Annotated in this window: 26 protein-coding genes and 1 tRNA gene; 21 read left to right on the plus strand and 6 right to left on the minus strand. The window is 60.6% G+C overall.

Annotated elements, in window-relative coordinates:
* The first annotated feature begins 8 nt into the window (after nucleotides 1–8).
* From FY152_10520 to FY152_10545, 6 genes are all read left to right on the plus strand, one after another.
* Nucleotides 9–356 carry an antibiotic biosynthesis monooxygenase gene (locus FY152_10520; protein UXS32504.1) on the plus strand — a complete coding sequence of 116 codons (348 nt, stop codon included), beginning with the start codon at nucleotides 9–11 and terminating at the stop codon, nucleotides 354–356.
* Between the two features lie 9 nt (nucleotides 357–365).
* A complete protein-coding gene (hutX, locus tag FY152_10525) occupies nucleotides 366–890 on the plus strand; it encodes a heme utilization cystosolic carrier protein HutX (protein ID UXS32505.1) in 525 nt (174 codons plus the stop codon).
* 258 nt (nucleotides 891–1,148) lie between these two features.
* Nucleotides 1,149–1,925 (plus strand): META domain-containing protein, encoded by a 777-nt coding sequence (locus FY152_10530; protein UXS32506.1) that lies wholly within the window; start codon nucleotides 1,149–1,151, stop codon nucleotides 1,923–1,925.
* 202 nt (nucleotides 1,926–2,127) lie between these two features.
* Nucleotides 2,128–3,012 carry a formyltetrahydrofolate deformylase gene (gene purU / locus FY152_10535; GenBank protein ID UXS32507.1) on the plus strand — a complete coding sequence of 295 codons (885 nt, stop codon included), beginning with the start codon at nucleotides 2,128–2,130 and terminating at the stop codon, nucleotides 3,010–3,012.
* Between the two features lie 45 nt (nucleotides 3,013–3,057).
* Entirely contained in the window at nucleotides 3,058–3,354 is a 297-nt protein-coding gene (locus FY152_10540; protein UXS32508.1) for a type II toxin-antitoxin system RelE/ParE family toxin, read from the plus strand.
* Between the two features lie 4 nt (nucleotides 3,355–3,358).
* Nucleotides 3,359–3,664 carry a putative addiction module antidote protein gene (locus FY152_10545; protein UXS32509.1) on the plus strand — a complete coding sequence of 102 codons (306 nt, stop codon included), beginning with the start codon at nucleotides 3,359–3,361 and terminating at the stop codon, nucleotides 3,662–3,664.
* Between the two features lie 12 nt (nucleotides 3,665–3,676).
* On the opposite strand, the gene FY152_10550 is transcribed toward FY152_10545, so the two are convergent.
* Nucleotides 3,677–5,071 carry a sensor histidine kinase gene (locus FY152_10550; GenBank protein UXS32510.1) on the minus strand — a complete coding sequence of 465 codons (1,395 nt, stop codon included), beginning with the start codon at nucleotides 5,069–5,071 and terminating at the stop codon, nucleotides 3,677–3,679.
* Nucleotides 5,068–5,748 (minus strand): response regulator transcription factor, encoded by a 681-nt coding sequence (locus FY152_10555; GenBank protein UXS32511.1) that lies wholly within the window; start codon nucleotides 5,746–5,748, stop codon nucleotides 5,068–5,070. The genes FY152_10550 and FY152_10555 overlap by 4 nt, the downstream gene beginning before the upstream one ends.
* Before the next feature lie 70 nt (nucleotides 5,749–5,818).
* Here FY152_10555 and FY152_10560 point away from each other — a divergent pair, with 70 nt between their 5' ends.
* The 10 genes from FY152_10560 (at nucleotide 5,819) to dps (ending at nucleotide 15,409) form a co-directional block, all read left to right on the plus strand.
* Entirely contained in the window at nucleotides 5,819–6,898 is a 1,080-nt protein-coding gene (locus FY152_10560) for an ABC transporter substrate-binding protein (protein UXS32512.1), read from the plus strand.
* Between the two features lie 338 nt (nucleotides 6,899–7,236).
* Nucleotides 7,237–8,181 carry a tripartite tricarboxylate transporter substrate binding protein gene (locus tag FY152_10565; protein ID UXS32513.1) on the plus strand — a complete coding sequence of 315 codons (945 nt, stop codon included), beginning with the start codon at nucleotides 7,237–7,239 and terminating at the stop codon, nucleotides 8,179–8,181.
* Nucleotides 8,178–8,672 carry a tripartite tricarboxylate transporter TctB family protein gene (locus FY152_10570; protein UXS32514.1) on the plus strand — a complete coding sequence of 165 codons (495 nt, stop codon included), beginning with the start codon at nucleotides 8,178–8,180 and terminating at the stop codon, nucleotides 8,670–8,672. The genes FY152_10565 and FY152_10570 overlap by 4 nt, the downstream gene beginning before the upstream one ends.
* 93 nt (nucleotides 8,673–8,765) lie before the next feature.
* On the plus strand, nucleotides 8,766–10,283 hold the full coding sequence (locus FY152_10575) for a tripartite tricarboxylate transporter permease (protein ID UXS32515.1): 1,518 nt from the start codon (nucleotides 8,766–8,768) through the stop codon (nucleotides 10,281–10,283).
* Between the two features lie 128 nt (nucleotides 10,284–10,411).
* Nucleotides 10,412–10,669, plus strand: coding sequence for a hypothetical protein (locus tag FY152_10580; protein ID UXS32516.1), 258 nt, complete (start codon nucleotides 10,412–10,414; stop codon nucleotides 10,667–10,669).
* A gap of 359 nt (nucleotides 10,670–11,028) precedes the next feature.
* Entirely contained in the window at nucleotides 11,029–11,967 is a 939-nt protein-coding gene (locus FY152_10585) for a siderophore ABC transporter substrate-binding protein (GenBank protein ID UXS32517.1), read from the plus strand.
* A gap of 149 nt (nucleotides 11,968–12,116) precedes the next feature.
* Nucleotides 12,117–13,082, plus strand: a complete 966-nt coding sequence (locus FY152_10590) for an ABC transporter permease (GenBank protein ID UXS32518.1) — start codon at nucleotides 12,117–12,119, stop codon at nucleotides 13,080–13,082.
* Nucleotides 13,075–14,043, plus strand: a complete 969-nt coding sequence (locus FY152_10595; GenBank protein ID UXS32519.1) for an iron chelate uptake ABC transporter family permease subunit — start codon at nucleotides 13,075–13,077, stop codon at nucleotides 14,041–14,043. The genes FY152_10590 and FY152_10595 overlap by 8 nt, the downstream gene beginning before the upstream one ends.
* Complete coding sequence (locus FY152_10600) at nucleotides 14,040–14,798, plus strand: ABC transporter ATP-binding protein (GenBank protein UXS32520.1); 759 nt, start codon at nucleotides 14,040–14,042, stop codon at nucleotides 14,796–14,798. Before FY152_10595 ends, FY152_10600 begins: the two co-directional genes overlap by 4 nt.
* Before the next feature lie 122 nt (nucleotides 14,799–14,920).
* The gene (gene dps, locus FY152_10605) at nucleotides 14,921–15,409 is read left to right on the plus strand and encodes a DNA starvation/stationary phase protection protein Dps (GenBank protein ID UXS32521.1); all 489 of its coding nucleotides are present in this window, start codon (nucleotides 14,921–14,923) and stop codon (nucleotides 15,407–15,409) included.
* Nucleotides 15,410–15,484: 75 nt separating this feature from the next.
* Here dps and FY152_10610 read toward each other — a convergent pair whose 3' ends face one another.
* Nucleotides 15,485–15,706 (minus strand): hypothetical protein, encoded by a 222-nt coding sequence (locus tag FY152_10610; protein ID UXS32522.1) that lies wholly within the window; start codon nucleotides 15,704–15,706, stop codon nucleotides 15,485–15,487.
* A gap of 384 nt (nucleotides 15,707–16,090) precedes the next feature.
* Between FY152_10610 and FY152_10615 the strand changes: the two genes are divergently transcribed.
* Nucleotides 16,091–16,165, plus strand: a tRNA-Gly gene (locus FY152_10615).
* A 159-nt stretch (nucleotides 16,166–16,324) separates the two neighbouring features.
* Here FY152_10615 and FY152_10620 read toward each other — a convergent pair.
* Nucleotides 16,325–17,224: a LysR family transcriptional regulator gene (locus tag FY152_10620; GenBank protein ID UXS32523.1), complete on the minus strand. Its 900-nt coding sequence runs from the start codon at nucleotides 17,222–17,224 to the stop codon at nucleotides 16,325–16,327.
* A 134-nt stretch (nucleotides 17,225–17,358) separates the two neighbouring features.
* On the opposite strand from FY152_10620, the gene FY152_10625 reads away from it, so the two are divergent.
* From FY152_10625 to FY152_10640, 4 genes are all read left to right on the plus strand, one after another.
* Nucleotides 17,359–18,156 (plus strand): alpha/beta hydrolase, encoded by a 798-nt coding sequence (locus FY152_10625; protein ID UXS32524.1) that lies wholly within the window; start codon nucleotides 17,359–17,361, stop codon nucleotides 18,154–18,156.
* Between the two features lie 55 nt (nucleotides 18,157–18,211).
* Nucleotides 18,212–19,402 (plus strand): efflux RND transporter periplasmic adaptor subunit, encoded by a 1,191-nt coding sequence (locus FY152_10630; protein ID UXS32525.1) that lies wholly within the window; start codon nucleotides 18,212–18,214, stop codon nucleotides 19,400–19,402.
* Nucleotides 19,403–19,517: 115 nt separating this feature from the next.
* A complete protein-coding gene (locus FY152_10635) occupies nucleotides 19,518–22,712 on the plus strand; it encodes an efflux RND transporter permease subunit (protein UXS32526.1) in 3,195 nt (1,064 codons plus the stop codon).
* A gap of 291 nt (nucleotides 22,713–23,003) precedes the next feature.
* Nucleotides 23,004–23,207, plus strand: coding sequence for a hypothetical protein (locus tag FY152_10640; GenBank protein UXS32527.1), 204 nt, complete (start codon nucleotides 23,004–23,006; stop codon nucleotides 23,205–23,207).
* Nucleotides 23,208–23,232: 25 nt separating this feature from the next.
* Here FY152_10640 and FY152_10645 read toward each other — a convergent pair whose 3' ends face one another.
* Nucleotides 23,233–24,078 carry an endonuclease/exonuclease/phosphatase family protein gene (locus tag FY152_10645; protein UXS32528.1) on the minus strand — a complete coding sequence of 282 codons (846 nt, stop codon included), beginning with the start codon at nucleotides 24,076–24,078 and terminating at the stop codon, nucleotides 23,233–23,235.
* Between the two features lie 16 nt (nucleotides 24,079–24,094).
* Nucleotides 24,095–25,555: a phosphatidylserine/phosphatidylglycerophosphate/cardiolipin synthase family protein gene (locus FY152_10650; GenBank protein UXS33266.1), complete on the minus strand. Its 1,461-nt coding sequence runs from the start codon at nucleotides 25,553–25,555 to the stop codon at nucleotides 24,095–24,097.
* Nucleotides 25,556–25,675 lie beyond the last annotated feature (120 nt).

A 25,675-nucleotide genomic window follows, 5' to 3' on the forward strand; every position in this document is an offset into this window, starting at 1 on the left:
AGAATTTCATGTTTATCGCAATGAACCGTTTTCGTGTCGTGCCGGGTTACGAGGAAACCTTCGAATCCATCTGGCGCGAGCGCAAATCGCACCTCAGCGAATTGCAGGGCTATATTGAATTCCACATGCTGAAAGGCCCGAAGGCGGATGACCACACGCTTTATGCCTCGCACACCGTCTGGGCCACCAAGGACGATTTCCTCGCCTGGACGAAATCCGAACAGTTCCGCGCCGCCCACGCCAAGGCCGGCGAAAACCGCGGCAAGGTGGAATATCTCTCCGGTCCACATTTTGAAGGCTTTGACGTCATCATCCACGAAGACAAGAATGGCGAACGCCGTTCGATTGCCGCCTGAGGCCGCCCGATGAGCATCGCAGCCCAAAAGAACGATGATGACAGGCAGGCCCGCGCCGCTGCGGCGCTCGCCGAAAAGCCTGATGGTATCGTGGAAGCCATCGCCGCCAAGGCCGAGGTGACGCCTGCCGAGATTCTGGCGATCCTGCCCGAGGGTGCGGCCGTTTCCGCGCCCGCCGACCGCTTCGACGCGATCTGGAACGAGATGCGCGGTTGGGGCGAAGTCCTGATGATCGTCCAGACCGGCGATATCGTGCTGGAAGTGCCGGGCGACCTGCCGGAAGGCAGCGAAAGCCACGGCTGGTTCAACATCCATGGCGACAGCCCCATCGGCGGTCACATCAAGAAGGACAATTGCGCCGGCATTACCTTCGTCGATCGCGGTTTCCACGGCCGGCGCTCCTGTTCCGTCTGGTTCATGAATGCCGCGGGCGGCGCCATGTTCAAGATTTTCGTCCGCCGTGACGAGAACAAGGAATTGCGGGTCGAACAGCTGGCGAAGTTCGAAGCGCTGCGGGACGGTTTGCGCGGCTGAGGCCAGCGAAAGTAAAAAACCGCCACCTCTGGCGGCGGTGCCGCTGTTGATGAAGAACCTTTCCTCCGTCATCCTCGGGTCAAGCCCGAGGATGACGTCGAGGATATGGAAAGCTTCCTCAACACCCCGCCCGCGAGAAAAAAATTTGTCGTGAGTGGAAACATCTCCCTGACGCCCCCTCCACCGGTTCATCGCCCGTTCAGTGCCGTTTTTTATGATCCGCTGAAATTCGACCCGCACCAGCACGGAGCAAGCATCATGAACGACCGCCAGCCACTTCTTTCGCGCCGCAGTTTCGCCGGGCTTGTCGCGCTTGCACCGCTTTTTGCAGCGGGCGGCGCAGCTGCCGCACCAGCAAGCCTGCGCGGCAGCGTATCCTATCGCGAGCGGATCGCCCTGCCCCCGGGCGTGACCGTCACCGTGCGCCTTATCGATGTGTCGCTCGCGGACGCGCCTTCGCAGACGATCGCCGAAACGACCATCCGCCCGCGCGGGCAGGTGCCCGTGCCCTTCGTGCTGCGTTATGACGACCGCGATATCCGCGCCCGCCGCTCCTATGCGCTGAGCGCCGAAATCCGCGACCGCGACCGGCTGCTTTTCACCACCACCCGCCGTTATTCGGTGCTGACCGGCGGTCGCGACGATACCGACCTCGTGCTTGAGCGCGTTGGGGCAGGCCCGGGCAGGCCGGAGCCGGAAGCCGTTATCGACGGACGCTGGCTGGTGCAGGACATTCGCGGCGAACGGGTTCGCGGCCGCCGTGAGGCGACGCTCGAAATTTCCCGCGAGGGCCGCGTTTCCGGCAATGCCGGCTGCAACGGCATCGGCGGTGAAGTGAAGATCAGCCGCAACCGCGTCAATTTCGGCCGGATGATTTCCACACAGATGGCCTGCGCACCCGATATCATGCGCCAGGAACGGCAATTCATCGAAGCGCTGGAAGGCGCCCGTTCCTTCCGGCTGGAGCCGCGCCGGGGCACGCTGGAGTTGATCGACGGCCGCGGCCGTGCGGTCATGCGGCTGCGCCGCGCCTGAGGCGGCCGCGGCTCGCCGCCACACCGCACACCGCCGTGCTGGCAGTGGAACATTCCATGTCGCTTCCGGCACGGCGCGCACCCATTTCCCGTCCTATGACTTTGGCTGCATTCTTCTTGGCGCTTTGCTCCGCCGCAGAGCTGCGCTATGGAACGCGCCAATTACGCCGGCTCATCCGGTGCAAAGTCTTTGAGGGAAAACGATGACATCCTATGTTCTGACAGTAGCCTGCAAATCGACCCGCGGCATCGTCGCCGCGATTTCCGGTTATCTGGCGGAAAAGGGCTGCAATATCATCGATAGTTCGCAGTTCGACGATCTTGAGACCGGCAAGTTCTTCATGCGCGTCTCCTTCATTTCCGAGGAAGGCGCAACGCTGCAGGCAATCACCGAGGGCTTTCAGCCGGTGGCCGAAAAATTCGGCATGGAGGCCCGCATTTACGGCGACGGCCAGCGCATGAAGACAATGTTGATGGTGTCGCGCTTCGGCCATTGCCTCAACGACCTGCTCTACCGCTGGAAGATCGGCGCACTGCCCATCGATATCGTCGGCGTCGTCTCCAACCATTTCGAATATCAAAAAGTGGTGGTCAACCACGACATTCCCTTCCACCACATCAAGGTGACGAAGGAGAACAAGCCCAGGGCCGAAGCGCAGCTGATGGACCTGATCGAGACGAGCGGCACCGAACTGGTGGTGCTCGCCCGTTACATGCAGGTGCTCTCCGACGACTTGTGCCGCAAGATGTCGGGCCAGATCATCAACATCCACCACTCCTTCCTCCCCTCCTTCAAGGGCGCCAACCCTTACAAGCAGGCGTATGAGCGCGGCGTGAAGCTGATCGGTGCCACGGCCCATTACGTCACCGCCGATCTCGACGAAGGCCCGATCATCGAGCAGGACACGGTGCGCATCACCCACGCACAATCGGCCGACGATTATGTCTCGCTTGGCCGCGATGTGGAAAGCCAGGTGCTGGCCCGCGCCATCCACGCCCATATCCACCACCGCACCTTCATCAACGGCAACCGCACCGTCGTCTTCCCGCCAAGCCCGGGAAGTTATGCTTCCGAGCGGATGGGGTGAAACCTTCGTCATTGACGAAATGACAACCACAGTTTACATTGCGCCATGCTCACGATCCGGGAAACAAGCGAGTTTGCCGACTGGCTGGCGGGTCTGCGCGATGTGCAGGCGCGCGCCCGCATCGCACGCCGCATTTACCGGCTGGCGGACGGCAATCCCGGAGACGTGAAACCGGTTGGCGAAGGCGTCAGCGAACTCAGGATCGACCTTGGACCGGGATATCGGGTCTATTTTGTCCAGCACGGCGATGTCGTCATCATATTGCTGTGTGGCGGCGACAAGGCGTCACAGTCCCGCGACATCGCCAGAGCCAAGAAACTGGCCAGAGCGCTCAAGGAGTGAGACCATGCCACTTGTGACACGCGATTACGATGCTGCCCGTTATCTTGATAGTGACGAAGCGCTTGCCGCTTACATCGCCGACGCCACAGAGAGCGGCGACGCACAGGAACTTGCGCATGCGCTGGGGGTCGTGGCGCGGGCCAAGGGTATGACCGACCTTTCGAGACAAACCGGCCTTCCCCGCCAGACCTTGTACAAGGCATTGAGCGGTGAGGGAAATCCGGAACTGGCGACGATTGCCAAGGTCGCGGACGCGCTGGGCTACAGGCTCTCGCTGGTGGCGAAATCGCCTGCAGACACGGCCGCCTGATAAACCGACGGGTTATGGCGCCTTTTCCACGCCACCGAACACCACCCGCGCCCTCAGCCCACGCCCCTCCGCGCCATCCTCCAGTGTCAGCCGCCCGCCGAACAGCCCGGCGATCTCTTCGATGATGGCAAGGCCGAGGCCGGCGCCGGGGGCGGCGTTGGCTTCGCCGCGGGCGAAGCGCTGGCGCACCATGGCGCGTTTTTCCGGGGGGATGCCGGGGCCGTTATCCTCGACTTCCAGCCAGACGGCGCTCGTCTCCCTGCCGACACGCACGGTGACTTCCGCACCGCGACCGGCATAGTTGATGGCATTGGAAACGAGATTGCCGATCAGCTCCCCGATGAGGAGCGGTTCGGCGAGAATGGTCGCTTCGCCCTCACCTTCAAAACCGAGATCGATGCCGGCCTCCGACGCGCGCGGCACGAAATCGGCTGTCACATTCTGCGCAACGGCCACGAGATCGATTGCGGAAAAATCATGCTTTTCGCTCGAACCGGCGGCATCGATATTGGCCATGCGCAGCAGCTGGGCGAGGATATGTTCGGCATGGGCCACGGACGCCCCGCCCTTCAGTGCCGCCGCCTGCGCTTCCTCTAAACTTCCCGCACGGGCTGAAAGCGCAAGCTGGGTGCTGATGATGGCGAGCGGCGTGCGCAGCTGGTGGCTGGCATTGCCGGTGAAATGGCGGAGGGCATCGAGCGCCGATTGCAGCCGCACCATGAAGGAATTGACCGTTTCCACCAGGTTTTCCACCTCCACCGGCACGGATTGGCGGATGGGGTGCAGGTCGTTCGGGCTGCGCTCGGCAATCGCTTCGCTGAGCCGGTAAAGCGGGCGCAGCGAAATCGTCACCGCGATCCAGACGATGATCGCCGCCCCGACGATCATCAACAGCAGGCGCAGCGCAGAGCGCAGGATGATCGCCTGCGCCAGCTGGCTGCGGGCAATGGTGGTTTCGGCAACCGTTACGGAAAAGGGCACGGAATTGATGCCGGTGGAAGCGAAACGCCTGATCGCAGCGATGCGGATCGGTTCATCGCGGAACACGGCATCGCGATAGGCGGGGGTATCACCCGCCGGGTTCTCCACCGTCGGCAGGTTCTGGTAACCGGTGAGGAATTGCCCGTTCGGCCCGTCGACACGGTAGAACACCCGGTCCTGTGCAGCCGATGTCAGCATTTCCAGCGCGACATAGGGAATATCGACTTCCAGCGAGCCGTCCTCGGCCACCACCACCCGCTCGGCGATGGCAAGTGCGGAACCGGAAAGCACCCGGTCCGAAACGACATTGGCGGTATTGACCGCCTCGCGCCATGTATCGGTCAGCGCAACGCAGCCGATGATGGCGGTGGAAATGAGAAGCCAGCCTAAAAGTCGCCGCCTGAGCGAATAGGCGGCCTGTCTCATTCAGCCATCTCCGGCAGCTTTTCGAGATAATAACCGATGCCGCGCGCCGTCTTCACCGTCAACCCGTGGGGCGCGAGCCGCTTGCGCAGGCGGCTGACATATTGCTCGATGGCATTGGCGGAAATATCGTCGTCGAAGCCGGTGAGCGACTGCACGATGGCTTCCTTGGCAACGACCTTGCCTGCCCGCATGAACAGCACTTCGAGCAACGCCACCTCGCGCGCCGGAATATCGAGCGGACGTCCATCCGCCGAAAAAGTGCGGGAATTGAGATCGAAAAACACCTTGCCGAAACTCAGCGCCGAGGAGCGCAGACCGGCATTGCGGCGCAGCAGCACCCGCACCCTTGCCTCGAATTCGGTGATGTCGAAAGGCTTGATCATGTAGTCGTCAGCGCCAAGATCGAGCCCCTTGACCTTTTCCTCCGGCGTGCCGCGCGCCGTCAGGATCAGCACCGCCGCCTTGTCCTGGCGCGAGCGCATGGAGCGCAGCACCTCGATACCGTCCATTTCCGGCAGGTTGAGATCGAGAATGACCAGATCGAAGCTTTCCGCCGCAATCGCCGCATCGGCGGAAGCGCCATCGGACACCACATCCACCGCATAACCGCTGCCGCGCAGAAGCGCCGACAGCCCCTCCGACAGCACCTGATTGTCCTCGACCAGCAAAATACGCAAATCTTCCCTCCCACAGCATTGCCGAGTTTAACCAGACCCTTACCGCTTGTGAATGGCCAGCGCCTGCTGCATGATCTTTTCCATGCGTATCTGCCTTCTCCTCTGTCTCTGTCTTTGCATGGCCTCGCCCGCCCTTGCGCAAGTCGCCATCTTTCCGGCACCCTCCGGCAAGGCGGATGCCGAGACGCTGGTGGTCTATTCCTCGCTGGACGAACCGCTGGCGACGCCGATGATCGAGGGTTTCCAGAAGGCCAATCCCGATATCGCCGTCCATTACGAGGATATGCTGACGGGCGAGATTTACGACCGCATCGTCAAAGAAACCGACGCCGGCAAAAAGACCGCCGATTTCGCGTTTTCCTCCGCCATGGATCTGCAGGTGAAGCTGAGCAATGACGGTTATGCCCAGCGTTCTGACCTCGCCATGAGCGCCCGCTGGCCCGCCTGGGCCAACTGGCGCAATACCGCCTATGCGCTGACCTTCGAACCCGCAGTCTTCGTTTATCACAAGCCGAGCTTCACCACCGAAAAACCGCCCGCCACCCGTGCCGAATTCGTGGATTATCTCGAACGTCATGCAAAGGAAATCCACGGCCGCATCGCCACTTACGACATCGAACGCTCCGGTGTCGGCTTCCTGTTCATGTCTCGGGATCAGGAACAGTTCGGCGATATATGGAGCGTCATCAAGGCCATGGGCGCAGCAGGCGTGAAGGTCTATTCCACCTCCTCGGCCATTCTGGAACGCGTTTCCGACGGCCGTTTCGTGCTGGGCTACAATATTCTCGGCTCCTATGCGGCGGACTGGGCCTCGCGCCACCCCGATGTCGGCATCGTGCTGCCGAAAGACTATACCGTCGTCATGTCGCGCATCGGCCTGGTGCCGGAAGCCGCCGCCAACCCGGCGCTCGGCCGCCGTTATCTGGAATTCTTCATGTCGAAGGAGGGCCAGACGATCATGGCCCGGCAGTTGCAGATCCCCGCCGTCAGCCCGGAAGTGGCGGGCGAAAACACCGCCAACACCATGCAGGCCATCCACGGCGCGCAATTGCGCCCGGTCCCGGTCAGCCCCGGTCTGATGGTGTATCTGGATCAGGTCAAACGCAGCCGTCTGATCGAGCGCTGGAACGAAGCGTTGCGGTCGCAGTAGGTTCCCCCTCATTCCAGTGCTCGTCACAGGAATGAGGGTGTGGACCAAGCTTCAAAGGCGCAAAACAAAGCCATCCCACACGCCACAGTAGACGTCCGATACAAATTAATAGAGAGTAAATGCGCAAGGACTTGCGTAGCGTCAGTTAGATGACAGCTTTTTGTGATGCTCTGCAATCCTTCTTCATTCCGTGGAGGCGGAAGAAGATGCGGGAGGAAATCCAGGACGGTTGCAAGGCCCCACGCTGAGCATTCAGCGCCGGTACAGACGCGTCCGAAAAGCCCCCCGCATAAACGAAAAACGACGCCCAAAAGGGCATCCTGAGGAGGGTTTTCCAAGTGAAGCATTTTCTTATCGGCACATTTCTGGCGGGCGTGATCGCTCTTCCGGCGGTTGCAGCGGATTACACCATCATCGCGCCGGCCAATCCCGGCGGCGGCTGGGACCAGACCGCGCGCTCCCTGCAGAGCGTGCTGCAGGAAGAAGGCATTTCCAAGAGCGTTCAGGTGCAGAACGTACCGGGCGCCGGCGGCACCATCGGTCTTGCACAATTCGCCAGCCAGCAGAAGGGCAACCCGAACGCCCTCATCGTCGGCGGTTACGTGATGGTCGGCGCGATCCTCACCAACAACGCGCCCGTCACGCTTAAGGAAGTAACACCGATCGCCCGTCTGACCGGCGAATATGAAGCCATCGTCGTTCCGGCATCCTCGCCGCTGAAGACCATCGGCGACCTCGTCGACCAGCTCAAGAAGGATCCGGGCAGCGTTTCCTGGGGCGGCGGCTCTGCTGGCGGCACCGACCACATCGCGGTTGGCCTGATCGCCAAGGCGGCCGGCGTCGATCCGACCAAGATCAACTACATCGCTTATTCCGGCGGCGGCGAAGCGCTTGCCTCGATCCTCGGCTCGCAGGTAACCGCCGGTATTTCGAGCTACGGCGAATTCGAAAGCCAGGTAAAGGCCGGCACGCTGCGCCTGCTCGCGGTTTCCAGTGAAGAGAAGCTGGAAGGCGTTGATGCGCCGACGCTGAAGGAAAGCGGCCTTGATGTCGTCGTCCAGAACTGGCGCATGGTCGCCGCTCCTCCCGGCCTGACGCCGGAACAGGAAAAGGCCGTCAATGCCGACATCGAAAAGCTGGTGAAGTCCGCCAAGTGGCAGGAAACCCTGAAGACCAAGAGCTGGATGGACACCTATCTCGCCGGTGACGAATTCAAGGCGCAGCTCGCCAAGGATACTGACGCCACCGCCGCCATCCTCAAAGACATCGGACTGGTAAAATGAGCCAGGGTTCTAACCCTTCGCAGCATCAAAAGCGCCGCCCTGACTGGGCGGCGCTGGCGATCGCCATCTTCCTCGTCATCATCGCCTCGGTGATCTTCTGGGACAGCGCGCGTCTCGCCAGCGTCACCGGTTATTCGCCGGTCGGCCCGGCAACGGTGCCTTACGCTATCGGCTTCTGTCTTATCGGCCTGGCGCTGTGGACAGCCATCGAAGCCTGGCGCGGTGATTTTCCCGAACGCGACAAACAGGAAATCGCCCCGGTTATCTGGGTCGTCGCCGGCCTTGCCGCACAGATGCTGCTGCTGAACATTGCCGGTTTCTCCATCGCCACCGGCCTGCTCTTCGCCTTTACGGCGCGCGCCTTCGGCAAACGCAAGCTCTGGTATTCGATCCCCATCGGCATCGCCCTGAGCTTCTTCATCTGGTTCATCTTCGCGCGGCTGCTGCAGCTTTCACTGCCCGCCGGGCCTCTGGAACGGCTGCTCTTCTAACAGCCATTCCGACCAAAATTCGAGATCACAGGAACAATTGGCGCGCGATGACGCAAAAGCCAGCCGTTCCGCCCGACAGGGGGACATCTGTCCATGAGTACCTTTGAATTCCTGCTGCACGGTCTTGAGGTTGCCGCCCAACCCATGAACCTGCTCTATGCGCTGATCGGCGTCACGCTCGGCACCGCCGTCGGCGTTCTGCCCGGTATCGGCCCTGCGCTGACCGTGGCGCTGCTTCTGCCCGTTACCTACCGGCTCGATCCCGCCGGTTCGCTCATCATGTTCGCCGGCATCTATTATGGCGGCATGTATGGCGGCTCGACCACCTCGATCCTGCTCAACACGCCGGGCGAAAGCGCCTCGATCGTGACCGCGCTCGAAGGCAACAAGATGGCCCGCAAGGGCAGAGGCGGCCCGGCGCTGGCCACCGCCGCCATCGGCTCCTTCGTCGCCGGCCTCATCGCCACCATCGCGCTGGCCTTCGTTGCGCCCTTTATCGTCAAGCTGGCGCTGGTTTTCGGCCCGCGCGAATATTTCGCGCTGATGGTGCTGGCTTTCGTCACCGTTTCCTCCGCCTTCGGGGATTCGGCGCTGCGCGGCCTCACCTCGCTGTTCATCGGCTTTGCGCTCGCCATCGTCGGCATCGACCAGCTGACGGGCCAGACCCGCATGAGCTTCGGCATTCCCGACCTGCTTGACGGCGTCGAAGTGACGACGCTTGCGGTCGCCATGTTCGCAATCGGCGAAACGCTTTTCATTGTCGCGCAGGGCCAGACTGGCGACGACAAGGTCGAGGCCGTCAAGGGTTCGGTCTGGATGAGTGCGCAGGACTGGGCGCGTTCCTGGAAAGCCTGGCTGCGCGGCACCCTGATCGGCTTCCCCATCGGCGCCATGCCGGCGGGCGGCGCTGAAATCGGCACCTTCCTATCCTATGCCACTGAAAAGAAGCTGACCAAATATCCGGAAGAATTCGGCCATGGCGCCATTGAAGGTGTTGCCGGTCCTGAAGCGGCCAACAATGCGTCCGCCGCCGGTACGCTCGTGCCGCTCCTGACACTCGGCCTGCCGACGACGGCGACCGCCGCCATCATGCTCGCCGGCTTCCAGCAGTTCGGCCTGCAGCCCGGCCCGCTGCTGTTCGCCACCAATCCGCAGCTCGTCTGGGGTCTGATCGCCAGCCTGTTCATCGCAAACCTGATGCTGCTGGTTCTGAACCTGCCGCTCGTCGGCCTGTGGGTGAAACTGCTGACCATTCCGAAGCCCTGGCTTTATGCGGGTATTCTGCTGTTCGCGACGCTCGGCACCATTGGCGCCAACCCCTCGGTATTCGAACTCGGCATGCTGCTCGCCTTCGGTATCCTCGGCTACGTCATGCGCATCTTCGGTTATCCGATTGCGCCTGCGGTCGTCGGCCTGATCCTCGGCCCGCTTGCGGAACAGCAGCTTCGCCGCGCACTGGCCATCGGCCAGGGCGATCCGACGGTGCTGTTTACCTCACCGATCGCCGTCGGCCTCTTCGCTGTCGCGGCAGCCGCCTTCATCATCCCGCTTATCATGCGTATCCGCGGCCGTGGCGAGGTGCTGACGCAGCTTGCCGCCAACGAGGACTGAGAAACCAGGAACCTCCCAAGGCAACTGGCCCCGTATCTTCGGATGCGGGGCCTTTTTTATTCACGCCAACGGGATGTGTGGCGCAGTCGCGGCCATGATATGATTCCGCCCCAACGCAGGAGAAAAATATGCGCACGATCGCGATCATGATGGTTCTGGCGCTTACCGGCTGCACCACCGCCCCCGATGTCGAACCCATTCCCGGCAGCATCACCTATGGCGGGCAGCCGCGCACCAAACTGACCAAATCCCCCATCGGCAGCACGCTCAGCAATGAATTCGTCATGGGCGACGGGCGGCTGGCTATCGAAACCTACCGCGTGCAACCGGACCGCTCCCTGAAACTGGAGAGACGCGAAATCGTCGGCGACTGGCCACCGGAGTGAGGGGAACCTGCTTACCTGTTGCTGCTATTGAGACCCCGTCATGCCGGACTTGATCCGGCATCCAGCCAGCCCAAGTCCTTGGGCTGAAAGAACCCTCATCGCCGCGCAGACGCGCGTCGGCTGGATGCCGGATCAAGTCCGACATGACGGATGTCGTGGCTAGGCTGCGTCCTACGTCCGGCGATCACAACGAGTCTTGCTCCACCCTCTCCCCCTTTCCCGCTCACGGCAATTCAGAACCGTTCTAAAACATAATTTTGATTTCCGCTGACCTTGCCAATAAAGCTGATCGCCAACATCAAGTTAACCCGGCGGGATCACGTCCGCCAGCTCGGAACCATATTGCAAGGGACATATCAGTGGCCATCAACTTCACCTTCCCCCTTCGGCTGCTGACGGCAGCGGCCTTCAGCCTCGGCGCGATGACGGCAAGTGCCGAAGAAATGACGATCAAGCACGCGCAGGGCGAAACCGTGCTGAAGGCGGCGCCGAAGAAGGTTCTGGTTCTCGATATTCCCTCGCTCGACAATCTCGATGCGCTCGGTGTCGAGCCCACAGGTGTGGTCAGCTCCAATCTGCCGACCTATCTGCAGAAATATGCCGATGGCAAATATCTGAAGGTCGGCACGCTGTTTGAGCCCGATTATGAGGCGATCAATGCGGCCGAGGCCGATCTCGTCATCGTCGGCGGCCGTTCGCGGGCGAAATATCCTGACGTTGCGAAGATCACGCCCGCCATCGACATGTCGGTGGATTCCAAGGAATTCATCGGCAGCGTGAAAGCAAACATCACCAAGCTCGGCGATATCTTCGGCAAGCAGGAAGAAGCCAGGAAGCTCGACGCCGCCATCGATGAAAAAGTGGCCAAGCTGAAGGAAATCGCACCCAATTCCGGCACGGCGATGATCCTCCTCACCAATGCCGGCAAGGTCGGCGTTTATGGCCCGAGTTCGCGCACCGGCTGGCTGCACACCGAAATCGGCTTCAAGCCGGTCGCAGCCGACATCGACGACCGCTTCGACCGCGGCGATGTCGTCTCCTTCGAATATCTCGCCGAGGTCAATCCCGAATGGCTGTTCGTGATCGACCGCGACGCCGGCATCGGCCGCGCCACCGACCCCGGTAAGGCAGCCGCGCAGGTGCTGGACAACGAGCTGGTGCACCAGACCAATGCCTGGAAGAAAAAGCAGATCGTTTATCTCGACCCGCAGGCGGCCTATATCGTCAGCAGCGGTTATACGGCGCTCTCCACCCTGCTCGATCAGGTCTACAAGGCCGTCTCCGAGAAGAAGTCGTAAAGACTGCCGGGCATCCGATCCTGAAGGCTGCTCCACACCCGACGTCATCCTCGGGCTTGACCCGAGGATGACAAAGGAGAGGTCGAACAACTGTTTCGACAGCCTGCGAAGCCACCGGGAGCTTTCACCATTTTCGAAAAACCGCCGAAGTGAAATCCCTGTCTCTCATCCTTGCCCTTCTTCTGGCTCTGGTGCTCGCCATTACCAGCCTGTTCGTCGGCGTCAGCAATGTCTCGCTCGCGACGCTCTTTTCGCCTGATACCAGCGCAGACGCGCTGCGCGTTCTGCTCGTCAGCCGCATTCCGCGCACGCTGGCGCTGATACTGGCCGGAAGCTCAATGGCGATTGCCGGTCTCATCATGCAGATGCTGGTGCGCAACCGCTTCGTGGAGCCTTCGACGGCGGGCACCACCGAATCCGCCGGCCTTGGCCTGCTCACCGTCACCCTGCTGGCGCCGGACACGCCGATCTTCGGCAAGATGCTGGTGGCCGCCGTTTTCGCGCTCGCCGGCACCGCGCTGTTCCTGCGTATCCTGAGGCAGGTGCCGCTGCGCGACGTGCTGCTGGTGCCGCTGATCGGCATCATGCTGGGCGGCGTCATCTCCGCCGTCACCACCTTCTTCGCTTATCGTTTTGATCTGCTGCAATCGCTGGGCGCATGGATGACGGGGGATTTTTCCGGCGTGCTGCGCGGCCGTTATGAATTGCTGTGGATCGGCTTCCTTTTCGCCATCGCCGCCTATCTCGCCGCCGACCGCTTCACCGTCGCCGGCATGGGCCGCGATTTCACCACCAATCTCGGCCTCAACTATCGCCGGGTGATGGCGCTCGGCCTCACCATCGTCTCGCTGGTGAGCGCCGTCGTCGTCGTCACCGTCGGCATGATTCCCTTTCTCGGGCTGATCGTGCCGAATGTCGTCAGCCTGATGATCGGCGACAATATGCGCCGCTCGGTACCCTGGGTGGCGACGCTGGGCGCTGTCTTTGTGCTTTCCTGCGACATCATCGGCCGGACCGTGCGTGCGCCTTACGAAATACCCATCGGAACCGTGGTCGGCGTCATCGGCAGCGCGCTGTTCCTCTATCTCCTGCTGCGGAAACGCCACCATGCGTGAGAGACATCCCGACCGGCGTGCAAAAACCGTTCTGCTCGTGCTCGCGGCATTTGCACTCATCTCCATGGCCGCCTTCATGACGCTCGGCGCCAAGGGAAGCTGGAGTTTCGTGCTGCCGTTTCGCGGCGTCAAGCTTCTGTCACTGCTGCTGGTGGCCTATGCCATCGCGGTCTCCACCGTGCTGTTCCAGACGGTCACCAACAACCGCATCCTCACCCCCTCGGTGATGGGTTTCGATTCGCTTTATGTGCTGATGCAGACCGGGCTGATCTTCGTCTTCGGCTCGGCAACCGTCGTCATGATCGATCCGCAGCTGAAATTTCTCGCCGAAACCAGCCTGCTCGTCGCCTTTTCCGCCCTGCTCTATCGCTGGCTTTTCGTCGGCGCGGAACGCAGCCTGCATCTTCTGGTGCTGGTCGGCATCGTCTTCGGCGTCTTCTTCCGCAGCCTCTCGGGCTTCATGCAGCGCGTGCTCGACCCCAATGAATATACGGTGCTGCAGGATGTGCTCTTCGCCAGCTTCAATTCCATCGATCCGACGCTTCTTGCCGTCTCCGCCATCATCATCGGCGCGGTGACCATCATCGGGCTCAGGCTCATGCACACGCTCGACGTCCTCTCGCTCGGCCGCGCGACAGCCATCAGCCTCGGCGTCGAATATAAACGCACGGTCACCATGATCCTCGTGCTGGTTTCGGTGCTGGTCGCCGTCTCCACCGCTCTCGTTGGCCCGGTCATGTTCTTCGGCCTGCTGGTCGCAGCCCTTGCCCATTATCTCACCGGCAATGGCAAACACGCCTATGTGCTGCCGGCGGCGATCCTCATCGCCGTGATCTGCCTCGTTGGTGGCCAGGTGGTGCTGGAGCGAGTCTTCGCCTTCGATACGGCGCTCTCGATCATCATCGAATTTCTGGGCGGCATCGTCTTTATCGGTCTTATTTTGAAGCGGGGTGCGCGATGATCGTCGCCAGTCAGATCAGCAAATCCTATGGCGATAACCTCGTCGTCGATGGTGTCTCCGTCTCCATTCCGGCAGGCGGGGTCACCTCGATCATCGGCCCGAACGGGGCGGGAAAATCAACGCTGCTCTCCATCGTCGCACGGCTTATGTCCATGGACACAGGCACGGTGACGGTCGACGGGCTGGATGTGAGCAAGACCGCTTCCGATACGCTGGCAAAGCGGCTCTCCATCCTGCGACAGGACAACCACATCTCCTCACGCCTGACAGTGCGCGACCTCGTCGGTTTCGGCCGTTACCCCTATTCCAAGGGCCGCCCCACCATCGAGGACAAGGTCCATATCGACCGGGCGCTGGAATATCTCAATCTCGAAGCCCTTGCCGGCCGGTTTCTGGACGAGCTTTCCGGCGGCCAGCGCCAGCGCGCCTTCGTGGCCATGGTGCTGTGCCAGGATACCGATTACGTGCTGCTCGACGAACCGCTCAACAATCTCGACATGAAACACGCCTCCAGCATGATGAAGATCATGCGCAATGCCGCCGATGAGCTGAAGAAGACCGTGGTTCTGGTGCTGCACGACATCAACTTCGCCTCTTGGTATTCAGACACCATCATCGCCATGCGCGAAGGCCGCATCTGCCATCAGGGGCCGGCGGAAGAGATCATCCGTCCGGACATCCTCAACGACATCTATGACATGCCGATCCGCGTCAATGAGATAGACGGCCGGCGCATCTGCCTGTTTTACGAATGACATGATGATTGTGCAGGATTTTTGTCGTCGCGTTCCCTAACATGGAACAGGGCCTCAGGCCCGGACGTTAAACGACGGACTTTTCCAAAGCGGCATTCCGTCCGCAACTTCAGGAGACATCGATGAAGACGCACAAGACGAAGAACGACCTGCCTTCCAACGCCAAGTCGACCGTGATCGGCATTCTCAACGAATCCTTGGCCTCGGTGATCGACCTTGCACTCATCACCAAGCAGGCGCACTGGAACCTCAAGGGCCCGCAATTCATCGCCGTGCATGAACTTCTCGACACCTTCCGCACCCAGCTCGACAATCACGGCGACACCATCGCCGAACGTGTGGTCCAGCTTGGCGGCACGGCGCTCGGCAGCCTGCAATCGGTTTCCTCGACGACGAAGCTCAAGGCCTATCCGACCGATATCTACAAGATCCACGACCATCTTGACGAATTGATCGAACGTTATGGCGAGGTCGCGAACATGATCCGCAAGGCGATCGACGATTCCGACGAGGCCGGCGACCCGACGACGGCTGATATCTTCACCGCCGCCTCGCGCGATCTCGACAAGTCGCTGTGGTTCCTTGAAGCGCATGTTCAGGAAAAGAGCTGAGCCGGAAGCGGCCGCCACAACACACACGAAAGCGCCCGAGATGCTCGGGCGCTTTTTTATTGTGATATGGCGCAATCAGTGCCGACGTAAAACCGCAAGACCGATATCGCGCAACATCTCGTGGTCGAGAATGCCGCGCTGGGCGCTGCGGATCAAAACCGCCGCGCACTCATTGGCAACGTGGCTGCTGCGGTCTTGAAAGCATTCGAAACATACGCCATCGAAAATAGTCTGCAGATCGGTGATCTGCTCTGGCGACAATTGTGCGCCAACCCGTTCAAAAGCTGCGTACGACAAGGCTCATCCTCCCGATGATGATATGCCAAGTATCGTTCCCAATATCGTTTCGATTTTTCTTGTGGACAGGGAATTTGTACACCCGAACGAATCACTTGTCGAATCAGATTTTAACCAAATGTAAATAGGTGATTTTTTCTGTTACACGACATGTGCCAGCCAAAGACAAAGCTGCAAAGATCAATTTTAACAATGGCTTCACCGGCAAGCCCGGTATTTCGGACGGCTTCGCTCACCATGCCCCGATAAGGATGTGCGACAAAGGAATTTCCGGCAAAACCGCAAAGAAGCTATTGCATTCCAAAATCGATTGAGCGATATAGCACCCGTCGCCGCTTCGGCGGCCCGCAGTCCAGCGAACTACCCCGGACCAGCGGTTTTTGAGCGGGTGTAGCTCAGGGGTAGAGCACAACCTTGCCAAGGTTGGGGTCGAGGGTTCAAATCCCTTCGCCCGCTCCAGTCTTCCAGATCAGACGGACAATTTCTATCCAAATGTCTCAAGTGATGTGTGGTCTGCAAGCACTCGCATGCCGTTTTCGCCTGCAATGAACACATGGCCGTGCAGGTTCGCGCGCTGTCATCAATTTTGTCGCCGCAAGAACCGGGCGGCAGCTGATCTCAAACCATGCCGTGAACCAGCTTTGCCAGCCAGTCGACAAAGACCCGGACCTTATTGGTGACGTGCCGTGTCTGCGGATAGACCACATAAATCGGCATCGGTTCGCGCCGCCATTCCGGCAGAACCGGCACCAGTTCGCCGCGCGCCAAGGCATCCTTGACCATGAAAACGGGCAATTGCACGATGCCCATACCCGCCAGCGCCGCATTGAGATAGGTGCGGCTATCATTCACCGACACGACGTAATTGGGCGTAAGCTCAACGCTTCGAACCCCATTATCGAAGGAGATCGGCATGATCTGGCCCGTCGTGGCATTGAGGTAGCCCACGGAATAGTGGCCGTTCTCCAAATCCTCCGGTTTCTCGGGCATGCCGAAATTTTCGATGTAAAAAGGGGCTGCGAATGTCTCGAAGCTGAGCTCGCCGACTTTGCGGGCAATCAGCGACTGATCGCGCAGCACACCGACCCGGAGCGCGCAATCGACATTTTCCGCGATATAATCGACCAGACGATCGCCGACACCCAGGTCGAGACGGATCTGCGGATAACGCTGGTAAAATTCGCAGAGATGTGGGATAACCACCAAGTCCGCGAAGACACCGGCCATTTCCACCCGCAACCGGCCGGAGGGTTGAACCTGAGCGCTGGACATGCTGCCATCAAGTTCTTCGATTTCCGACAAAATCTGCGATGCCCGCTCATAATAGAGAGCGCCGTCCGTCGTCAGCATCACCCGCCGCGTGGTGCGGTTGAGAAGCGTTGTTTGCAGATGCGCCTCCAGCGCCTGCACCATGTTGGTGACGGTTGTTTTGGGCATGTTCAGCGCGGTGGCGGCACGGCTGAAATTGCCGGTTTCGACGACACGTGTGAAGACCCGCATGGCGGAAAGCTGATCCATGAAGCTATTATCCGTTAATTTGGAATAGTGAATTCATTTTGACATACTTGATCGTTTTCGTCCGAACAATAATATGCATTTCAGATTTTGCAAATATGGTGAGCTGCCAACGGCGGCTGACGGGACCGGATCAGATGAAAGCGCATTGGGAAAATATCGAAAGCTGCGGAGGCTCCGCATCGGGGCTTTCGGTGCGCCGATATGAAAGCGCCGGCCTGTGCAGCCACCCGCCCGTCGTCCTTTATTTGCGGGGCGGCTCGTTTCTGGAGAAGGGCGGCAATTGCCCGGAGCTTCCGGTAGCGCGCGCCCTGGCGGAATGTGGTGCGATCGTTGTCGAGGCTGACTATAGCAAGCCTTCCGGCAATGAATTTCCGATGGTGATCGATTGCGCCTATGAGGCGCTCGATCATCTGAGCCGGGACCGCAAGCATTATGGCGGCGCGAAATCGCTGCTGTTCGTGGCCGGTGAAGAGGCAGGCGGCAATGTGGCGGCGGGACTTGCGCTCAAGGCCCGGGACCGCATGCCGGGCAAGCTTGCCGGTCAAATACTTCTGTCGCCCATGATCGACCCGATGATGACGACGGAATCCTTCCGCGACGCGGACAGGATCGGCATGCGCCAAAGGTGGGCCGATGGCTGGAGCCATTACCTTGCCAAGGCCTGCGGGTTTTTCCACCCCTATGCCGCGCCCTGCCAGTGCACGCGGCTGAACCGGGTGGCGCCGGCGCTGATCTTTACCGCCGAGGACGACCCTCTGCGCGACGAAACGGTCGGTTATGCCGACAGGCTCATCGCCTCCGGTGTCAGCGTCCGGCAGCATGTTTTCCCCGCCGGCATCGGCTGGACGGGGCTTTATCAAGGAGAGGGCGGCGGATGGGTCTCATCCGTCTGTTCGGAGTTCAAGACCTTCGTTGACCAGATAAAACACTAAATACCGCATTTATTGAGAAACTGATCGGCTCCTGATCGGAGCCAAGGAGAAACCCATGACGCTGACCACAAAGCGCCGGGCCCTGACGGGCGCCGGTATCGGGCTTGCTATGTCCGTTGCAGCCGCAGCACTCATTTTCGACCTCCCCGCCAGCCGCGATGCGACCGCTGCCTCCACGCCTGCCGAAACGCCCGCAATCCCCGTTACCGTCGCCAAGGTGGAAAGCCGTGACGTCATGCGCTGGGAAGAGTTTTCCGGCCGTCTCGAAGCCGTTGATCGGGTGCAGATCCGTTCCCGCGTCGCCGGCCAGATACAGGCCGTGCATTTCCGCGAAGGCGCGCTGGTGAAGGAAGGCGACGCCCTCTTCACCATCGATCCGGCCCCCTATCAGGCTGCCGTCGCCGGCGCCGAAGCGCAGGTCGCCTCGGCCGAAGCCAAGGTCAGCCTTGCAAAGACCGAACTAGACCGTGGCCGCAGGCTTTCCGACAATCGCACAATCTCCCAGAGCGATCTCGACCAGCGGCAAAGCTCGTTTGCGGATGCCGAAGCCCAGCTTCGCGCCGCCCGCGCCGCTTTGACGACGGCTGAGCTCGATCTCGGTTATACCGAAATCCGCGCCCCGGTTTCCGGCAAGGTTGGCCGCATCGAAATCACCGCCGGCAACCTCGTCGCCGCCGGCTCCACCTCGCCTGCCCTGACGACGCTGGTTTCGGTCAACCCGATCTATGCCAGCTTCAACGCCAGCGAAGGCGTCGTGGCCAAGGCGCTTGCCGAACTGCCGCAGACGGACGGCGCGCTGCCCGCCCTCGAACAGATCCCGGTGGAAATCGGCACGCTTTCGGATGAAGGCACGCCGATCAAGGGCACGCTGCACCTGATCGACAACCAGGTGGATTCGGCAAGCGGCACCATCGGTGTCCGCGCCGTCTTCGAAAATCCTGATGGCAGGCTCATTCCGGGTCAGTTCGTGCGGGTACGCATGGGTGAACCCAAGCCGGAAAACCGCATCGTCATCAGTGATCGCGCCATCGGCACGGATCAGGACAAGCGCTTCGTCTTCGTGGTCGATGCCGAAAACAAGGTGAGCTACCGCCAGATCAAGCCCGGTGCACCGGCCGATGGCCAGCGTATCATCGATAGCGGTCTAGCCGCCGGCGACACGATCGTCGTCAACGGCCTGCAGCGCATTCGCCCCGGCGCCACCATTGCCCCGCAGGCGGAAGACAAGGTCGCCGCCTCGCAGTAATCCCGTCCCGCTCCCCCGCGAGACGCACTCTACACAGAACCGGCCAGAACCGGCGGCAGAAAAGCCGCCGGAACGGCCTTTGCATTTCCAAAATATACCCGGAGAGGGACTGGATATGAATATTTCCAGATTTTTTGTCGACAGGCCGGTATTCGCCGGCGTGCTGTCGATCCTGATCGTGGTGGCAGGCCTTCTTGGCATGCGCGCCCTGCCGATTTCCGAATATCCGGAAGTTGTTCCGCCATCCGTCGTCGTCCGCGCCACCTATCCCGGCGCGAACCCGGCCGTTATCGCCGAAACAGTCGCGACACCGCTTGAAGAACAGATCAACGGCGTCGAGGACATGCTCTATATGGGCAGCCAGGCAACCTCCGACGGCGTGCTGACGCTGACCGTCACCTTCAAGCTCGGCACCGATCCCGACAAGGCGCAGCAGCTGGTGCAGAACCGCGTGTCGCAGGCCGAACCGCGCCTGCCGGCGGAAGTCCGCGCTCTTGGCATCACCACCGTCAAGAGCTCGCCCGACTTCATCATGGTCGTCAACCTCGTCTCGAAGACAGATGCCTATGACATCACCTATCTGCGCAACTATGCGACGCTGAACGTCAAGGACCGGCTTGCCCGTATCGAAGGCGTAGGCCAGGTTCAGGTCTTCGGCGCAGGCGACTATTCCATGCGCGTCTGGCTCGACCCGCAAAAGGTGGCCGAGCATGATCTCGCCGCAAGCGACGTTTCCGACGCCATCCGCCAGCAGAACGTGCAGGCCGCAGCCGGCGTTATCGGCGCCTCCCCGAGCCCGAACGGCGTCGATCTGCAGCTCAACGTCAATGCCCAGGGCCGTCTGACGACGCCGGAAGAATTCGGCAACATCATCGTCAAGAGCGGCGCCAACGGTGAGATTACCCGCCTGCGCGATGTCGCCCGCATCGAGCTCGGCGCTGCCGACTATACGCTGCGCTCGCTGCTCGACGGCGAACCCGCCGTGGCTGTCGCGGTGCTTCAGGCCCCCGGCTCCAACGCCATCGAAATCGCCGACAATGTCCGCGCCACGATGGACAATCTGCAGCTGGCAATGCCTGACGGTGTGAAATACGAGATCGTCTACGATACGACGAAATTCGTACGTTCTTCCATCGAGAAGGTTGTCGATACACTCCTCGAGGCCGTTGGCCTCGTGGTGCTTGTCGTCATCCTCTTCCTGCAAACCTGGCGCGCCTCGATCATTCCGCTGATCGCCGTTCCGGTCTCGATCATCGGCACCTTCGCCGTCATGTATGCCTTCGGTTTTTCCATCAACGCGTTGACGCTGTTCGGGCTCGTGCTCGCCATCGGCATCGTGGTGGATGACGCCATCGTGGTCGTTGAAAACGTCGAGCGAAACATCGAAAACGGCCTCTCGCCACGTGACGCCACCTATAAGGCGATGCGCGAAGTGTCCGGCCCGATCATCGCCATTGCGCTGGTTCTGGTCGCCGTCTTCGTGCCGCTCGCCTTTATTTCAGGCCTTTCCGGCCAGTTCTACCGGCAGTTCGCGCTGACCATCGCCATCTCCACCGTCATTTCAGCGATCAACTCGCTGACGCTGTCGCCCGCTCTTGCAGCCCTGCTGCTGAAGGAACACGGTGCACCGAAAGACTGGCTGACCCGCGTCATGGACCGGCTTTTCGGCTGGTTCTTCCGTGGCTTCAACCGCGCCTTCGGCGCCGCCTCGAATGGCTACGGCAAAACCGTGGGCGGGCTGGTGACGCGCAAGAGCCTGGTGATGATCGTCTATATGGCGCTGGTCGCAGCCACCTACAGCATGTTCAGCACCGTTCCGAGCGGCTTCGTGCCGGCGCAGGACAAGCAATACCTGATCGGCTTCGCACAGCTTCCTGATGGAGCAACGCTTGACCGCACGGAAAGCGTCATCAAGCGGATGAGCGACATCGCCATGGAACAGCCGGGCGTCAGCCACGCCATCGCCTTCCCGGGCCTGTCGATCAACGGCTTCACCATCGGCTCCAATTCCGGCATCGTCTTTGCTGTTCTCGATGACTTCGAAAACCGCAAGACGCCGGAACTCTCCGGTGGCGCCATCGCCATGCAGCTGAACCAGAAGTTCGCAGGCATTCAGGATGCCTTCATCGCCATGTTCCCGCCGCCGCCGGTCAACGGCCTCGGCCAGACGGGCGGCTTCAAGCTGCAGATCGAGGACCGCGCCGGCTACGGCTATCAGGCGCTCGATGAAGCAACCAAGGCGGTCATCGCCAAGGCCTATCAGACGCCGGAGCTGGCTGGCATCTTCTCCAGCTACCAGATCAACGTGCCGCAACTCTTCGCCGATCTCGACCGCGCCAAGGCCGAGCAGCTGGGCGTGTCGGTCAGCGATGTCTTCCAGACGCTGCAGATCTATCTGGGTTCGCTCTATGTCAACGACTTCAACGCCTTCGGACGGACATACAGCGTGCGTGTGCAGGCAGACGCGCAATTCCGCGCCCATGCGGAAGATATTGGCCGCCTGAAGGTGCGTTCGGCAACGGGTCAGATGATCCCGCTTTCCACGCTGCTGAAGGTGGATGCAACGACGGGACCGGAGCGCACCAACCGTTATAACGGCTTCCTCGCAGCCGATATCAACGGCGGCCCGGCACCGGGTTACTCCTCGGGACAGGCGCAGGCGGCGATTGAAAAAATCCTCGCTGAAACCCTGCCTGCCGGCATTGACTACGAGTGGACGGACCTGACCTACCAGCAGATTCTGGCCGGTAACTCCAGCATCGTGGTCTTCCCGCTGGCGTTGCTGTTGGTCTATCTGGTTCTGGCCGCGCAATATGAAAGCCTCACATTGCCGATCGCGATCATCCTGATCGTGCCTCTCGGTGTGCTTGCGGCCCTGACGGGCGTCTGGCTGACGGGAGGGGATAACAACATCTTTACGCAGATCGGCCTTGTCGTCCTTGTCGGTCTCTCGGCGAAAAACGCGATCCTGATCGTGGAATTCGCCCGCGAGCTGGAATTCGAGGGACGAACGCCGCTTCAGGCGGCCATCGAGGCAAGCCGGCTTCGCCTGCGCCCGATCCTGATGACCTCGCTCGCCTTCATCATGGGCGTGGTGCCACTGGTCGTCTCCACCGGTGCGGGTGCGGAAATGCGCGCCGCCATGGGTGTCGCGGTCTTCTCCGGCATGATCGGCGTGACGTTCTTCGGTATCTTCATGACACCGGTATTCTATGTGCTGGTACGCAAGCTGGCGGGCAACCGTCCGCTCATCCAGCACAAGCAGGAAGAACCGGCCAATTCGGACTACAAGCTCGAAAAGGCCGGCTGAAACCACACTCCCATCCACCGCAACCTTCGACGCAAGCCCGCCGCGCATCCCCCGATGCGCGGCGTTTTTCATGACACAAAACGTTCATGCGATTTTTCTGAAATAGAATCTGTTTCAAATACTTAAGCGACAACAATCGGGACATTGCATCTCACTAGAAGCTCCGGAAACTTAATATATTCGGCCGCATTGACGAACATCAAAAGAAACAATGCTATTTTATGCTTTGTATTTTGTGGTAATTTCCAAGAACAGGGTGATTCGGACTAAATGATTTAGTTCAGGGGCTACATGATGGAGCAGGATTACGAATCCTGGGCAACAACCGTTGCCTATTCAATAGTGATGCATGAAGGTCTGGACCTGGCGCTTTCCGCGCAGAATCTGGACAGGGGCAAGACCAGAAACAACCGCGAGCGGCTGATGGAGGCCATTCGCACATCGTTGCTGGAAGCCCGTTCGCGCAGCCACCTCACAGCAGCGCACAGGCTCTGAACGCTTTACCTGATATTGCGGGAACTTAGGTCGGAAGAAGGTCGGTCCGGATCGCCGCTTTCAGTGGCAGGTGGTCCGAGGCGACACGCGCCAGCGCGCTGTCATGCGCTTCCACCTGCTCGATCAGTCCCTCGCGATTGGCGATGATCCTGTCGAGCGCCAGCACCGGCAGGTTGGATGGAAAACTCGGCACCGCGGGCGGCAGGCCGCCGAAGGCGTCCCTGAAAGTATTGAGCGATGAGCCATTGCCAAGCCGCCATTCATTCAGGTCTCCCATCAGAATGGTCGCGCATTCGTTGCGCGCTTCCAGAAGGCCGATAAGCGCCTTGGCCTGCTGGGCGCGGGAATGTCTCAGAAGACCGAAATGCGCGGCGATGATGCGCAGCGTGCCGCCGCTCTTCAGGTCGAGTTCCACGACAAGCGCACCGCGCGGCTCCAGCCCCGGCAATTTCAATGTATGCACGTCCCGGACCGCGCCTTCCCGGAACAGCACGACATTGCCGTGCCATCCATGCGCCTTGACGCCTGCCTGTATCGGCACGGGAACGAGCCCGCTTTCCCGCTCCAGCCGGGCAAGATCGAGCAGGCCCGTTCGCTCGCCGAAACGGCTGTCGGCTTCCTGCAACGCGATGATGTCTGCACCGATTTCCTGAATGACGCGGCTGGTACGATCCGGATCGAACTTGCGGTCGCGGCCCACACATTTATGCACATTATAGGAAGCGATGACGGGGAAGGAATGATCTTTTCCCGCCTGCACCGCATTCTGCCGTTGGCGACGGTCGCGAAGCGACTGCATGACGAAGGCGGGCAAACTGCTATTCGCCGCCAGAGCCGTTTTTTCGCTGTTCAGCAAACCGTTTTTCTTCACGCTGCAATGCCTCCGACTAAAGATAGGGCGAAGCGAGCCAAAGGACACGCTCCACTAAACGGACAACGAATGGCCGCGCATTCAGTTCGCTCAGCCGGACAGGTAAAGCGGTTGCCCGCGCATCGCGAATGCGGTTTCCGATCGCCGCGGCGAATTCCTTATCCATGACTTCGAGATCGATCTCGAAGTTCAGCCGCAGGGAACGCGGATCGAGATTGGAGGAACCGATATAGGTCCAGCACCCGTCGATCACCAGAAGCTTGGAATGGTTGAAAGCTCCCGTTGCCCGCCAGATGCGGCAGTAATTCTTCAGCATCTGGTCGAACTGCGCCGTCATCGCCCTGTCCACCAGCACCAGATTGTTGCTTTGCGGCACGATGATATCCACCACGACCCCCCGCCTCGCTGCGGTAATGAGTGCCGAAATAAGCTCCCGATCGGGGAGAAAATAGGGCGACATGATGAGAATGGAGGAGCGGGCGACGGAAAACGCACCCATCAGCATCTTGTGACTGGTCTCGATGCTCCTGTCCGGCCCGGAGGATGATACCCGGGCGACGATCTGCGATCCTGGCACGCCATCGGGAATGGCAATGTCCCAGACGGGCGTATCAAGAAGCTCCCCCGTGGTGAACCGCCAGTCCTCCGCCGCGATGGAGAAAAAATCCGATACCACCGGGCCGCTGATCCTGAAATGGGTGTCGTGCGACTGTTTTTCGCCACCGAATTCCAGTGTGAAACCCTCGCGGATATTCATGCCGCCGCTAAAGGCAATGCGTCCGTCCACCACGAGAATCTTGCGGTGGGTCCGCAGATTGGCATAGGGCAGCCGAAGCCCCATGATGACATTGCCGTTGAAGACATCGGCGACGATGCCCTTTTCCCTGAGCGTCGGCAGAATGCTCGGTACGGAATAACGCGCACCCACGGCATCGATGAGAACCCTGACTTCAACACCGCGAAACTTCGCCCTTTCCAGCGCCGCCACAAAGCGCGCACCGATCCTGTCATTGTCGAAAATATATGTTTCGAGAATGATCGACCGCTTCGCCTCCCCGATCGCTTCCAGCATGGCGGCATAAGCGATATCACCGGTCACAAGCGGCTCGATGCTGTTTCCCGTTGTCAGCGCATGGCGCGTCACCCGGTCACCCAGCGTCTTCATCGCCTCGAAACGGCGTCCGAACCGCGCAGCGATGAGTTCGCCGCTCGCGTCGAGACGCGCCACGCGATCCATGATCTCGTCCAGCATGAAGGATCGCTGCTGGGTGATGTTGGACCGGCGAATGCGGTTGATACCGGCAATGGCATAGATGACGGCACCGACAATCGGCGACAGGACGATGACGCCGACCCAGCCAAGCGCCGAGCGGACCTCCTCCTTCGTCATGGTTGCATGCACGGCTGCCACTGTTCCCATCAAAATGGAGAGAACGGCAAGGATATGCGGCCAATAGGCGATGACGAGATCGAGCATGATGCAACTATAGGGCATCGGGCCGAAAAGTGTATCGCGGTTTTCGAAAAACCCGATGCCTAAACGGAATGGTTGAGCGGTTTGCCTGTCCAGCGATCACAACCCGGCGATGCAGACGCG

Origin of the sequence: Agrobacterium tumefaciens (assembly GCA_025560025.1) — a bacterium.
Lineage (GTDB): Bacteria > Pseudomonadota > Alphaproteobacteria > Rhizobiales > Rhizobiaceae > Agrobacterium.